At 32.7% G+C, this 13446-nt stretch carries 9 protein-coding genes, 1 tRNA gene and 1 pseudogene; 5 read left to right on the top strand and 6 right to left on the bottom strand.

The window, feature by feature from the left end; all coding sequences use genetic code 11:
• The first annotated feature begins 185 nt into the window (after positions 1 to 185).
• Complete coding sequence (locus GYY70_RS05535) at positions 186 to 1010, top strand: helix-turn-helix domain-containing protein (protein ID WP_174831555.1); 825 nt, start codon at positions 186 to 188, stop codon at positions 1008 to 1010.
• Between the two features lie 66 nt (positions 1011 to 1076).
• On the opposite strand, the pseudogene GYY70_RS12090 reads toward GYY70_RS05535, so the two are convergent.
• From GYY70_RS12090 to GYY70_RS05555, 5 genes and pseudogenes are all read right to left on the bottom strand, one after another.
• Positions 1077 to 1349, bottom strand: a pseudogene (locus tag GYY70_RS12090) (IS3 family transposase); the annotation flags it as partial.
• Between the two features lie 795 nt (positions 1350 to 2144).
• Positions 2145 to 4391 (bottom strand): glycosyltransferase, encoded by a 2247-nt coding sequence (locus GYY70_RS05540; protein WP_174831556.1) that lies wholly within the window; start codon positions 4389 to 4391, stop codon positions 2145 to 2147.
• Between the two features lie 416 nt (positions 4392 to 4807).
• Positions 4808 to 6058, bottom strand: coding sequence for a hypothetical protein (locus GYY70_RS05545; RefSeq protein WP_174831557.1), 1251 nt, complete (start codon positions 6056 to 6058; stop codon positions 4808 to 4810).
• A 380-nt stretch (positions 6059 to 6438) separates the two neighbouring features.
• Positions 6439 to 6669: a hypothetical protein gene (locus tag GYY70_RS05550; RefSeq protein ID WP_084584844.1), complete on the bottom strand. Its 231-nt coding sequence runs from the start codon at positions 6667 to 6669 to the stop codon at positions 6439 to 6441.
• A 47-nt stretch (positions 6670 to 6716) separates the two neighbouring features.
• Positions 6717 to 6893: a hypothetical protein gene (locus GYY70_RS05555; protein WP_174831558.1), complete on the bottom strand. Its 177-nt coding sequence runs from the start codon at positions 6891 to 6893 to the stop codon at positions 6717 to 6719.
• A gap of 319 nt (positions 6894 to 7212) precedes the next feature.
• Here GYY70_RS05555 and GYY70_RS05560 point away from each other — a divergent pair.
• Both GYY70_RS05560 and GYY70_RS05565 read left to right on the top strand, forming a co-directional pair.
• A tRNA-Glu gene (locus GYY70_RS05560) sits at positions 7213 to 7288 on the top strand.
• Between the two features lie 653 nt (positions 7289 to 7941).
• The gene (locus tag GYY70_RS05565) at positions 7942 to 8169 is read left to right on the top strand and encodes a hypothetical protein (protein WP_174831559.1); all 228 of its coding nucleotides are present in this window, start codon (positions 7942 to 7944) and stop codon (positions 8167 to 8169) included.
• 719 nt (positions 8170 to 8888) lie between these two features.
• Here GYY70_RS05565 and GYY70_RS05570 read toward each other — a convergent pair.
• On the bottom strand, positions 8889 to 10931 hold the full coding sequence (locus GYY70_RS05570) for an OPT family oligopeptide transporter (RefSeq protein WP_174831560.1): 2043 nt from the start codon (positions 10929 to 10931) through the stop codon (positions 8889 to 8891).
• A 304-nt stretch (positions 10932 to 11235) separates the two neighbouring features.
• Between GYY70_RS05570 and serB the strand changes: the two genes are divergently transcribed.
• Positions 11236 to 12078: a phosphoserine phosphatase SerB gene (gene serB / locus GYY70_RS05575; RefSeq protein WP_174831561.1), complete on the top strand. Its 843-nt coding sequence runs from the start codon at positions 11236 to 11238 to the stop codon at positions 12076 to 12078.
• A 109-nt stretch (positions 12079 to 12187) separates the two neighbouring features.
• Positions 12188 to 13129: a prolyl aminopeptidase gene (gene pip, locus GYY70_RS05580; protein WP_174831562.1), complete on the top strand. Its 942-nt coding sequence runs from the start codon at positions 12188 to 12190 to the stop codon at positions 13127 to 13129.
• Positions 13130 to 13446: the final 317 nt, after the last annotated feature.

The raw sequence follows: 13446 nt of genomic DNA on the forward strand, positions 1-13446 counted from the left end.
ATGATTAATAAAATTGAAAATACCCAATAAATTTGTATAAAAAACTATTATTTTGCTCATCTACAACTTATCTATTTATTGCTAATTTGTTATCTTCAATACAATTAAGAGGCTTCAGGATAGACAGTAGAATAGAGTTTTACTAACCAATTTAAGCCACAAAATATCCCATCGGGGCCATATAAATGAATACTCCGCTCATTTCTCCACAGATCGCTTCTTCTGATAGCAAACCAATGATCATATCGACAGTCAGCCACTCTTCACAAAGAGTGACACAACGTCATGGTCATGCGAGAGGACAATTACTCGGCACATTACAAGGTTTAATTTCAATTGAAGCAGAAAATTGTCAATGGGTAGTGCCCACAACTCATGGGGTCTGGATACCTCCGAATGTACAGCATAGTCTTCTTGGATCACATGGACCATTCGAAGGATGGAGCATCTATATACAAAAAAACGCATGTACTAAACTACCTGTCAAACCATGCGTTTTAGAATTATCTGACTTACTGCGTGAAGCAATTACACGAACCATGTCATGGCATAATTCTGAACTGGAACCTGAACAGAAGCGATTAATTGCCGTAATCCTTGACGAGATTAGAACAATGCCTCAAGTTGAGCTAGCACTTCCAATGCCAAAAGATATGCGTCTGTTAAAAATCGCTTTAGCTTTGTGTGATAATCCTGGTGATGATAGAAAGATTAACGACTGGAGCATTTGGGCTGGCATTTCCCGACGCTCATTAACACGTCGGTTTACAAATGAAACTGGGTTTAACTTCACAGAATGGCGTCAGAAACTGCGCATGTTAAAAGCATTGGAATTGCTTGCTGCCGGAAAACCTGTCACAGAAATATCTTTATATTTAGGTTATGACAATATTAGCGGGTTTATTTCTATTTTCCGACGAAATCTCGGGATCACACCGGGAAACTACCAAAAAACCATGAGAAACCGTCTCTCATGGCGAGACTTCACTCACATTACATTGCCTGGTTAAATACAACACAACATAAACCTTATTTTTTAACCATGCAGAGAGTTTTTCACTAAAAAACTAGAACTCATTATCACAGCGTAACGATTTAGGTTGCCCCCGCCATTCGATGATCCGATTTAACGACTGTATAACCAGAACTGCGGACAAAGATAAGTTTCTCTCTATAGTTAAGCCTTCTGGATTAAAATCATCAATCACATTAAATAATCGGCAGCTCCGTCCGTCAGTCAACTGGTCATGCATAAAATCCATTGACTAACATTCATAGATGTTCTGGGAACCGCTAATGAATCAGGTATCACTCGTTTAAGGCGTTTTTTGGGGCTTTATTCGTAAATTCTAAGTGTGAACTTGCTGGTACGTGAACGCCAGTGTCGTATCTTGCAGTAATTTAATACTGATGCGGCGGCAGTATTACGTAATTATACCCTGCTGACTATTCTTATCCGTAAACTGCCTGATAATGCCATTCGCTATAGTCCTGAACACAGTAGTATTAATTTAACCCTGAACACAAACTCTATCAGCATTACTAATCCCTTTAATAATATTGTTTTAGAAAACCTGAAACGTCTGCGCGAACACTTTTCCGGCCGGCTGGGCAAAAAAGTACTGGCAGCGGATTAGGACTGTCTATTTTTGATGGTATTACTATGTTATATAGTTTAGAACTTAAAATTAAAAATTTGCAAAACAAACAAAATACATATTCCATATTTCAAATTGAATTGAAATATAAACCCTTATAAAATTAAATTTTTTTATTGTTTAAATCTTTAAAATTAATTATTAGGTAATAATTAATAAGAATATTTTCAGGATTAATAAAATGTACTTATTATATAAATATTATTATTTAATAAAATAATTAAACGATCAATTCATTCAATAATTTAAACTCATTAAATACTAAACAAATAACTACTTAGTAAGATATTTAATAGTTATCTTCAGTATATAAGTGTATAAATACAATAATAAATAAACAATTATTATTTATTATGCCTATAAAAGACTACCTTATAGGCATAACTAAACTCTATATAATAATATTATTATTTTATTCTAAGCCCAAAATTTTATTAATTATTTTATTTAATATAAAATTTACACAAATATAAATATTTAATGATTTCAACTGTTAGCCTTTTCCCATAAATCATCAATATTTAGTCTACTAATTATATCTGAAATAGCCCTAGGATTACTCATTAATGATGGGTTTAAACGTATAACCCAATCAAATTCCTGAGTCCTTTCTGACTGAGCACCAATATCAAAAACAATAGTTGGTATTTTTAAAGCTAAAACTATAGATAAGGTATAGCAAAAGGTTTCTTCACAAATACTTGGCAGTAAAACTATATCCGGAGAAATTTCTCTAAGTATATTAATACATTCATTTTCATTCTGAAATTTACCAGAAATACTAATGCCATTTTTCTTCATATCTTGTTTAAGAGCTGCATTTACATATCCAACTACAAAGTAGGTTAAATTTAAATCTCTTGTTTGTGAATCTAGAGCCAGTGCTGATAGTAATTGCGATCCTTTTGCTAAACCGATGGCTCCGATTGTTGCAATTTTAATTTTACCAATTTCTTTACTTCTCCTGGCAGGCAATATATTTTTAACTAGTGAATCATGAGGAATAACATTTATATTTAAATCAGGAAAATCACTTAATATAATATCTCTAGCACGTTTGGAAGGTGCTTCAATTATTGAGCAATTATGAAAAAAATCAGCATAAACTGCCTGCCTTTCAAATACATCTGTCATATTTAAATTTGATATTGGTGTTTTAAAATTATTCCAAATATTTCTTTTTTCTAAAGAGGGTTCTTTTTCATAAATGTATTCAGGACTTAGAAGTGTATAATCATTAGACATACAGGCATAATCATGAATAACAAATTTATACTTTAAGTTAGATGATGAAAAATATGTTAATAATTTTTGGTGGTAATACCAATCAAGACCTGCAAAGCTATTAATATGTACCAAATCCGGATCAATGGTTTTAAAAAAAAGATTTAAAAAGTCTAAATTTCCTCTTAAAGAAAGATTTTTTAAGTTATTAAAATCTAATTGTTCAAATTTTTCCAAGCTAATAGAATATAACTCTCTATCATGTACAGTTAAAACAATACAAAAAATAGATTCATTAGTATATTTATTGATTATCTGCTCAAGATATGTATTAATTCCCCCTCCCCAGTTATGTGATATAAACACAATACATTTTTGATTTTTAATCAAAAATTTTAATCTTGCCAAATCAAGATTAGCTCTTAATAAAAAAGGTGGATCAACATTAATAAAATTTTGAACTAAATAGTTGTAATTCGGATGTTTTAATTTTAATGCATTTGCTCCGCGCTTCATATTTTCTTCTTTAGTAGCAGAAAAAGAAACAGACCCAACATGAAAAACAAAAACATCACCAATAATAATGTTCTTAAAGCCGGCATGTATTGCTCTCATACAAAAATCATTTTCTTCTCCATATCCAACTTTAAAATGTACATCATCTAAAAGTCCTATCTTGTCTATAACTGTTCTTCTCATATAAAAACAAAAACCAACACCTGTTGGCGTTTCTACATATAAATTTTTATTTATTTCAGAAGCAAGATTATTAAGTTGGGCAGGTGTTATTTCCAACTCTTTATTATTATCATAATTAGTAAATGGATAACTGCATATTGTAGCATTGTTTGACATTGGTGTGATTGTAGCAATAGATTCATCCTGATCAGCATAACGAATCATTTTCTCAAACCATCCGGGAAAAACAAAAGCGTCTGAGTTCAGTAAAATTACATCAAGATTATGTGATAGATGTGTAATTGCATAATTAACTGTTTTAACAAAACCCAAATTTGTTTTATTACAATAATAATCAAAAAGACCTTTCTCAGAAAGTTGCTGTAACTTAATATTAAGCTCTTCGTCAGGTCCACAATCGTTTATAACTAAAAGACTGTAAGAATCAGAAATTCGGCTTTTTAATGCATGAAAAACTGAGCATAAAGTTTCATTTAACCCTTTATAAACAGGTAAAACCACTACACAACGAGTTGAATGTGTATATTTGCAAGGTGATAATCTGTTCCAGTCATCATCTGACGGGATTGTAGGAACAAACCACAAATTATCAGTTTGATTTAAATTATCAGACTTTTTTTTATTTGTAATTATTTTTTTAGAGTAAATTTTTATTCCCAATAATCGAATAGTTTTATGTGTTTGATTTTTCTTGATGGTTAACAAACTTTTCAAAATATATTGTCTTTCGGAATCTGTATCTCTTTTATAAATAGTTAACCCCAGCAGTTTAATTTTTACAAACTTAGATGATTGTATTCTCTTAAGCATGTTTATACACCAACTATATTGCTAATTATATTCAATAAAGTTAAGATAATATCTTATTAGCTTAAATGTGTAAATATTTTAACATAAAAATACTTCATATAAAATTTACATATATAAATCATATAGGTATGCAATTTCTTAGCTTATAAATAATTTTACAATAAAATAAGAATTTAAATAACTTAAAAAATTCAAATAGTTAAATTTTACAATTAAGTATCCACTAATAATAAATCGAACATAAAATTATAATAAAAAATATATTTTATGGGCACAATAATTTTAAATATTAGAATTTTATTCTACATGCTAATCTTCTTTCTCTAATTATTATTAATTTCTCTAATTATTATTAATAATTAATTATTAATTATTAAATTTGGCTATTTAATTGCATATTTCTTTATCTAGTTAAATTATATTAATTTATAAATGAATATTGATAACATTGTAAATGCTAATAAAAATATAATTAGAATTTTTTTTAATTTTCTTTTTAATTTTTGTTTTTCTTTCTGTAACTTTATTATTTTACTTTCTTTATAGTTAATTTTTTCATTAGCCAAATATAATTCTTTAGAAAAATTGGTTAGTTTCTCTTCTTTACTATTAAGCTCAGTTTTTAATTTGACCATTTCTAACAAAAGTTGACCACTATAATGCTGTTCTTTTTTCATTAATGAATATAATTCAGCGATTTTTTTTTCAAAAGCCACAAAAGGAAGTAATAATTGCTGTTTTTCCTTTGTAAGAATACATTTTTTATTTTGCTGAAAGAGGTTGTCCATAAATTTTTCAAGTATAAAGTCATTTTTTTTTGAAAATTTATTAAAGAAATCAACGGAAAATTGAAAATTTTCTCTGATTTCTAAAACAATTTCTTGTGCAGTTTTTTTCTCAAAACCTCTTCCTGAAAAATTATAATATTTTGCTACTTCATAATTTTCAAAATTTAAAAAACCTGGTCCGCCAAAATGGTCATAACAATATACAGGAATATTAGATAATAATCCATATTGTACTGTTTTACCGATAGTTATTATCATATCATATTGTTTTATTAGCTCAGGGGTGACTAATACAGCTTTTTTTCCACCTATGATATTTACATTAAAATCTTTAGCTAATATATTTGTAGCCTCGATTATTTCTTGTGGTAAATGATTTGATACTACCAAAATATTGTTCAGCTTAGTTTCTTTAATAGAGTTATCCAAATATTTACTCGGGGCACAATTACTGCTAATAAAAATATTTTTGGTTTCAATACCCAACGAAACTAATTTATCTTTTGTTTCTTTGCTATTTGCTACATATATACAATCTAATAATTTCATATATGGTAATGAGCATAACTCCATCATTTCATATGGGGATAAATGCACTGAAATTAATTTAAGATCGATATTTTTATGTATATGATTTTGAAATAGTCTAGCAACCATACAATGTTGAGACCAAATAAAATTAATATTTTCTAAATTTATTTGTTCTAAATTTGTTATTAAATCATTTTTATCAAAATATTTAATAATAGGATCACCCAAAATATTTGCATATACCGAAATATTATGATCTCTTTCTTTGAAATACTTATATATCTCCAAAACTTGAATTTCTGAACCACAAAGTTCAACCAAATGATTTGTTAATATTAATACATTCATAACTTATATTTATTAAAAGTTTAAAATTTAGTATATCTAAATTAAAATAATTTCTATATATTATATAATATTAACGCATTAAAATAAACTATAACATTAATATTAAATTTAATTAAAATTTCAAATTAAATTATAACAAATAAGCAAATAACTGAACAATGGACTGAAATAAAATTAAAATAGTACATTTAAGATATGTATTATTCATTTATTTGGTTACTTACCCTGTCAATCGACATAAAAATACTATTATTAATAAAATTTAAGCTGCATCAGAACCGTCGTTCTGATGCAGCTTGCAGAGTTTAAATCTGTCAACTTTGTAACCAGATTGGCCTAATCAGGCTACGTTTATACTTACCTTTTCAGATAAGATTCATTTATTGTTCATGAATTACCCGGTAAGTTGGCTGATTTTCATCGATTTCGATTTTTTTCAGCTTGTCACAACTGGGCGTACCAGCGAAGTCTTTAAATGGCGACTCCTGCTCATTTTTACAATTTTGTTTCAGGCGAATTTTATCAAATTGAGAAGGTTTATATGCAAAAACATTGCTAAATGAAAAAGATAACAGTAATGTTAAAAGAATGCATGTTAAATCAGTTTTCATTTTATGAATTCCTTCTCAAAGAAAATAAAATTTAACCTATACATCCTTTATTTACTCTTTAAATCATCGAAAATGGTAGAAAAACTTTCCTTAACTGCAACAAAATCTTTATCATTTCCTAGATAAATGGCACGAGAATTACCACTATCAACTATTTTATATACCATATTGCTGTTAATAAGCACTTTAGGTCCATGAGTGGCAGTAACAGAAAAAAAAGCCATATTTTCACCTTTGTAAATAAATATATAATATTATTGTTATGTTGTTTAAACAACAAATATATTATATCATAAAATATTTATTTATATATTAGTTTAACTTAATTTAACATTTAGTTAATTTATTATAGATATGTTATTAATCGATTTTAATTTTTCTTTTAAAAAAAAGCAGTGTAAGATCTAAGTTGACAATATAATAATTCTGATAAAGAGATATTTTTTGTAATAATTAAAACTGTTAGAATTGCTTTCCAGACTTGTGAAAATGATATACGTTTATACAAATTGTAGTATCATATACACACTAACACATATTAATGCGCCTATCGTCTAGAGGCCGAGGACACTATCCTTTCACGGTAGAAACCGGGGTTCGAATCCCTGTAGGCGTGCCATTCGTTCTTACTACGAACCGCTTTTGCATTCACAATCCGTTCGGGTAAATAGTTTATAACTATTTCATCATCAAATACTTCAATACTCTCTATAAATGATTGTAATAAAATCCTTATTTTTCGTACATTCTTTATATTTGTTATGATATCCCGCAGAGCTTTAACAGCTGAATCAATTTCAATACCAGAAGGCTCGACAAAGACAGGTTCAGCAGATATTTTTTCCTGTTCAATTAATAGAGCTCTTTCTCTTTCATCATAATTTGATATTCGTTTCATAATTGAACTTACTTCATCTGAACCGTTCTCAATTGCATTTATTAACGTATCACGTTTACGCTTGACATCGTTCAGTTTATTTTAATGAATTCAATTTGTTCTTTTTATTCAGAATTTTTAAGCATAGATATTAGACATTCTTTATATTTTATTTAACTATATTTTAAATAAATAAAATATTCTTAACATGAAAAACTCAAATTTATACTATACTTGATTAAGTTGTATTTATTTAATAAATTGATTAATCTTTAGCTATATAACTTACTGTTTGGTTAACGAAGTATTAAGACATTAATTGATTAGAAATATATTGGTTTCCATTTTTAACACATTTTAATAATACCGAATATGGATTTATTAAGGTATCAATTATGAATAAACAAACACCAAAGGCTAAACCATTAGGTCGTTGTCCGTTTTGTTATAAAAAAATCCGAGCAACAATTTTATTAAAAATAAATTTAGAAGAGATATGTGTAAATGTCCAAATTGTGGAAAAATCATTTATGTTTGCAGAAACTTTGTATGTAAAAATTATGCAGCGGGAGGGAAATATTATGATTTTGAGCTTTGTCCTAGGTGTGCAGCGTTTATTTTAATAATCCTTGAGGCAACCGGCTAGTTAAGTTGTCCCCGCATTTCTGATCTAGTACGCTGGTCGGTATCAGTTTCAAAGATCAGCATCCGGTAAGGCAAATGCTGCAATGTTGTTATATGTAAATTACCGGCATAAATCAGTTTAATCTTCACAATACCTAGCTGATTTTTTCTTTAGTATATAAAACCTACTAACTCACGGTACTTGTAACTTCTTCGCTCACCTGCTAGCCCCCTGTCAACGTGGCACCAAGTGCGGAATGCATCCGCTGTGCATTAACAATAGAAAATAAAAATTTCCCAGTTTCCAGATTGATAATGTGAATATCAAAATTTACTATAATAAAAAGAGATATTATTACAAAAAATATAATGAATTTAAAAATCAGAGTTAGTTGATATATTAATCTGCAATAACAGTTTATTGTGCAATGTGTTCAATTATTACTGTATTCATTTTTATAATATTCATTACATGAAAAATTATTCTCTATGAGGATATATAAAAAAATACTAATAAAATATTTATACAATAATAACTTATATGTTTTCTATTAACATTAGATATTTTCAAGACAGCTAGTATTGAAGCTATTTTTTTATTTTTCTTAAGTATAATGGCATATAAATATACTGTAGAATTATTTTATTTAAGTCTGTATAACTCAGAAGATATACAAAAAAACAGCGCTTTTTATGCGCTGTTTTAATTAATTAACTGTTATTTTTTTATTATTTGCCGTACCAGAATTGCCATAAATGAGATAAAGAGAAGTAAACCTAATAGTTCTCCAATTTTATCCCAACCCTGCAAATTCAAAGCCAGTGGGGATTCGCCGCCGCCCAGAGCAATAGACCCAACAATTACCATAGCCATTACTACACCTACGATACTTTCACCTACTATTAATCCGGCAGCCAGCAATGTACCACGACGATCTGTGGCTTTAACCTCTTTCTCCTGAATAACAGGATCAGTGTGGCGTTTTTTGATATAACGCAAACATAAATAGGATAATACTGTTCCGATAAAGATTGGCATATTGACGGAAGCCGGCAGATAAATACCCATACCCACTGCCAGCGGCGGTACACTCCAGCCCGGACGAAGATATTTAACCACTACATCAAGCACAATCAGGAATACACCCAAAAATACACCTGCTCTGATGTATGCCCATTCCAGATTGTGAGAAAAAATCCCTTTGGCAATAGTGGTCATCAGAGTTGCCTGCGGTGCTGACAGTGCCTGAGCAGCATCCATTCCGGCACGTGGTAAAGCTCCGGTAAAACCATAAGCGTTATACAACAGTTCAAGTACTGGTGAGATTACTATCGCACCAACAATGCTGCCAATAATTAGTGCTACTTGCTGGCGCCACGGTGTAGCCTGAACCAGATGGCCGGTTTTTAAATCCTGCAGATTATCATTAGAAATAGTAGAAATGGCCATAACCACAGAAGCAGTAAATAATGCTAAAGCTGTCATAAACTGATTACCACCAGCTTGTGCGAAAATACCGCTAGACTGACCAATCACCATGAATACCAGCGATATAATGATGATTGAAACAATACCGATACTGGATATCGGGCTGGAAGAAGAACCAATCAGACCAGCCATATAGCCACTAGCTGCAGCCACAAGAAAACCTATAATGAAGGCCATGATGGTGGCACACGCAACCAAAGCACAGGCCAGTCCGAAAGATATCGGCGCAGTGGCAATAAAGCTGTAAAAGGTAGCAACCAGAATGATCAGAGTAGCCACTACAATCAGCATCATGGTTTTAGGCGATAAATCCTGATTTACCCGCTCCTGTGTCTTGCTGGTTTGTGAATCCGATCCAAAGGCCTGAAAAGAAAGTTTCATGCCTTCAAGCATAGGTTTGAAAAGGGTAATTAATGTCCAGATTGCAGCAACAGCGATGGCTCCGGCACCAATATAGCGGACTTTGGTTACCCAAAGTTTAATTGCAAAATCCATCATTGAAACATTTTCAGGCATTGCAGTGGTGCTGGTGAAATACGGTACGGCTATTCCCCACGAAAAAAACATGCCTAGCAGTACAGCAATACCGCCGGTAATACCTACCAGCCAACCGGCACCCAGTAAAGCCAGTGAAAAGCCCATTGGCACCTGAAATACGGCTCCGCCTACTTTAAACCAGTAACTGGCACTTTCACTGATTACGCGTAAGCCACCAGCCAGAAAACTGAAAATACCGGATAAAATACCACCGGTAACAATCTGTTTAACTCCGCTTTGCGGTGAATCTTCATCATTTTCCCGTGGTTGATTGTGGTCACCGGCCTTGAGTATTTCAGCAGCGGCTAAACCTTCCGGATAAGGTAAATCACTATTAACAACCAGTACATGGCGTAAAGGAATAGTGAAAATAACACCAAGAATACCGCCGGCAACGCATATCAAGGTTGTCTGCCAGAATGGAAAACCCTGCCAGTAACCAATCATTAATAAACCGGGCAGAACAAAGATAATTGAAGACAAAGTACCGGCCGCCGATGCCTGTGTTTGTACCATATTGTTTTCAAGAATATTTGAACCATGGAAGCATTTGAGTACAGCCATAGAGATTACGGCAGCAGGTATGGATGAAGCGAATGTCAGGCCAACTTTCAGCCCCAGATATACATTAGATGCAGTAAATATTACTGTGATTAATGCACCTAAGATCATGCCGCGAACGGTAAGTTCGCGATACTGATCGACCGCCGATGAGGTGGTTGAGGGGTGTTGCATGTAATAACTCCATAAAGATGCAGTTCGGAATAATAGTAATTAATACTAAATTTTCTGGATATTTATCCTTTCACGACCGCAATTTTGGATAAAAAGTTGCATTGTACAAACTCATTTGTAATTTTTTTTTATGTTTAATGAATTTAATGTAAATTAAGTTTTTTGTTTTTATTTTTAGTTTAAATAAGATTAATTTTACTCAATTTCCGGATTCTGATTTCAGCACTAATTTTCTTTTTAACTGTTGGTTGTCAAGCCTATTATGGATGTCTATACTGAATTTTTTTCTGACTGTATATTTGTTATGCTTCCTGTTCTGGTTTTACAACATACAGATTTACATCTGTGCGACTTATCCCATTTAAACGCAATTATGCCGTCAAATCCGGAATATACATTTGATAATTCTGTGCTGCGGCTGCCGGTTAGTGTTGATTTTGAATTATCTGAATCAGCACAGACTCAGCTGATTGAGCAAAAAATTGATTTTGCTATTTTGCCTGATCAGAGTTTTGCAGACTTAGGATTAATTGTTAGTGATATGGATTCCACTTTGATTACCATTGAATGTGTGGATGAAATTGCTGCCGGAGTGGGATTACAGGCACAGGTTGCGGCCATCACCGAACGCTCAATGCGCGGTGAGATTGATTTTGAGCAATCGTTACGGGCGCGTGTAGCTTTATTGAAGGGTTTACCGGTTGAAGAATTAAAACAGGTTTATGAACATGTACTGAAACTTTCTCCGGGTGCAGAATGGCTGTTGCAGCAGTGTCAGAAACATGCAGTTAAATTCATGCTGGTTTCCGGTGGATTTACTTATTTTACTCAACGGCTACAGCAACAATACGGGCTTGATTATACTTTTGCTAATCAGCTGGTGATACAAGATAATGTTCTGAACGGAGAGCTGGCAGGCAGAATTATTGATGCTCAGGCTAAAGCTGATTTACTGGTTCAATTCAGAGAAAAACTTGGACTAAACCCAATGCAGGTACTGGCAATGGGTGACGGTGCAAATGATATTCCGATGCTACAGGCAGCCGGTTTTGGAGTTGCCTACCACGCCAAAACGAAAACACAGGCCGCAACGTCTATTAATATACGCTTTGGCGGTCTGGACGCCGTACGTAAGTGGTTTCGCTGATTGATAACCGCAGACAGCCGGCAGAACAGTGATAAAACCAGATACAAATTGAATTATAATTTAATAATAATCATTTAGTTAGTTTGCAGATGCTTTCAGGAACACATTTATGTATCCAATAACTGAACCATATCAGTCCGGATTATTGCAGGTTTCTGCAATTCATCAGATTTACTGGGAAGAAAGCGGCAATCCGGCCGGTAAACCAGTTATTTTTTTACATGGCGGGCCAGGAGCCGGTGCCTCGCCTGCATGCCGCGGTTTCTTCAATCCGGAAAAATACCGCATTATTATTATTGACCAGCGTGGATGCGGGCGTTCCCTGCCCTATGCCTGTATTGACGACAATACTACATGGGATCTGGTTGAAGATTTAGAAAAAGTTCGCAGGATGCTGCACATTGAACGCTGGCAGGTATTTGGTGGTTCATGGGGGAGCTCACTGGCACTTGCTTATGCTAAAACTTATCCGCAAAGAGTCAGTGAGCTGATACTGCGCGGTATTTTTCTGTGCCGACCACATGAAATTACTTGGGTTTATCAGCAAGGCGCAAATCATATTTTTCCGGAAGCATGGGAGAATTATCTCGCACCGATTGCTGAAGATAAACGGCATAATTTAGTAGATGCCTATCATGAGTTGTTATGCCATCCTTATACGGATGAAACAACTCAGCTCAATGCAGCTAAAGCATGGGCCCAATGGGAAAGTAGTATTGTACATTTAGAGCATAATCAGGCTGGTATAGACGAATATAATGATCCGCAGCGTGCCTTGGCAATTGCAAGGATTGAAAATCATTATTTTGTCCATCGCTGCTGGCTGGCAAGCGAATTTGCCTTACTGGAAAATATTCAGATACTGGCTGATATTCCGATTGTCATTGTTCAGGGGCGCTATGATATGTGCACACCGATTGAAAGCGCATGGGAATTGCAGCGGGCTTTACCGCATGCCAGACTGGTAGTCACTATGGCCGGTCATTCTGGCTTTGAACCGGCAAATCAGGCTGCTCTGGTGGCTGCTACCGATGCTTTTGCCAGTTTATAACATTTATTCCGGACATTTCTTTCAGGTCTGAATATATTCAGACCTGTTTTATTATCAGAAATATGATTTTTCAATCAGCATAAATATTTAGAATTTTAATTTCTTCTCAAACAAAGTATCAATATCTTTTAAAGTTAAGCTATTAGCTCAGCTTTATTAACAACTTCAGTATTTTTACGGCTTGCATTATTTTTTCATTTTACTATCCGTGAGCTTGATTCCGGCCTGTTCTCAGAAAAACCGATAATCCCGAATTTCTTAATCATTCTGTGCTTATCATATACAAACGCTCTGATTGGATGAATGTTATTAATAAT

Source organism: Snodgrassella sp. ESL0324 (genome assembly GCF_013344955.1).
Taxonomy (GTDB): domain Bacteria; phylum Pseudomonadota; class Gammaproteobacteria; order Burkholderiales; family Neisseriaceae; genus Snodgrassella; species Snodgrassella alvi.

Excerpts from the sequence above, each read along its gene's own strand:
- serB (WP_174831561.1), top strand. The coding sequence starts at position 11,236 with ATGCTTCCTGTTCTGGTTTTACAACATACAGATTTACATCTGTGCGAC.
- GYY70_RS05535 (WP_174831555.1), top strand. The coding sequence starts at position 186 with ATGAATACTCCGCTCATTTCTCCACAGATCGCTTCTTCTGATAGCAAA.
- GYY70_RS05555 (WP_174831558.1), bottom strand. The coding sequence starts at position 6,893 with ATGGCTTTTTTTTCTGTTACTGCCACTCATGGACCTAAAGTGCTTATT.
- pip (WP_174831562.1), top strand. The coding sequence starts at position 12,188 with ATGTATCCAATAACTGAACCATATCAGTCCGGATTATTGCAGGTTTCT.
- GYY70_RS05540 (WP_174831556.1), bottom strand. The coding sequence starts at position 4,391 with ATGCTTAAGAGAATACAATCATCTAAGTTTGTAAAAATTAAACTGCTG.
- GYY70_RS05570 (WP_174831560.1), bottom strand. The coding sequence starts at position 10,931 with ATGCAACACCCCTCAACCACCTCATCGGCGGTCGATCAGTATCGCGAA.
- GYY70_RS05565 (WP_174831559.1), top strand. The coding sequence starts at position 7,942 with ATGAATAAACAAACACCAAAGGCTAAACCATTAGGTCGTTGTCCGTTT.
- GYY70_RS05545 (WP_174831557.1), bottom strand. The coding sequence starts at position 6,058 with ATGAATGTATTAATATTAACAAATCATTTGGTTGAACTTTGTGGTTCA.
- GYY70_RS05550 (WP_084584844.1), bottom strand. The coding sequence starts at position 6,669 with ATGAAAACTGATTTAACATGCATTCTTTTAACATTACTGTTATCTTTT.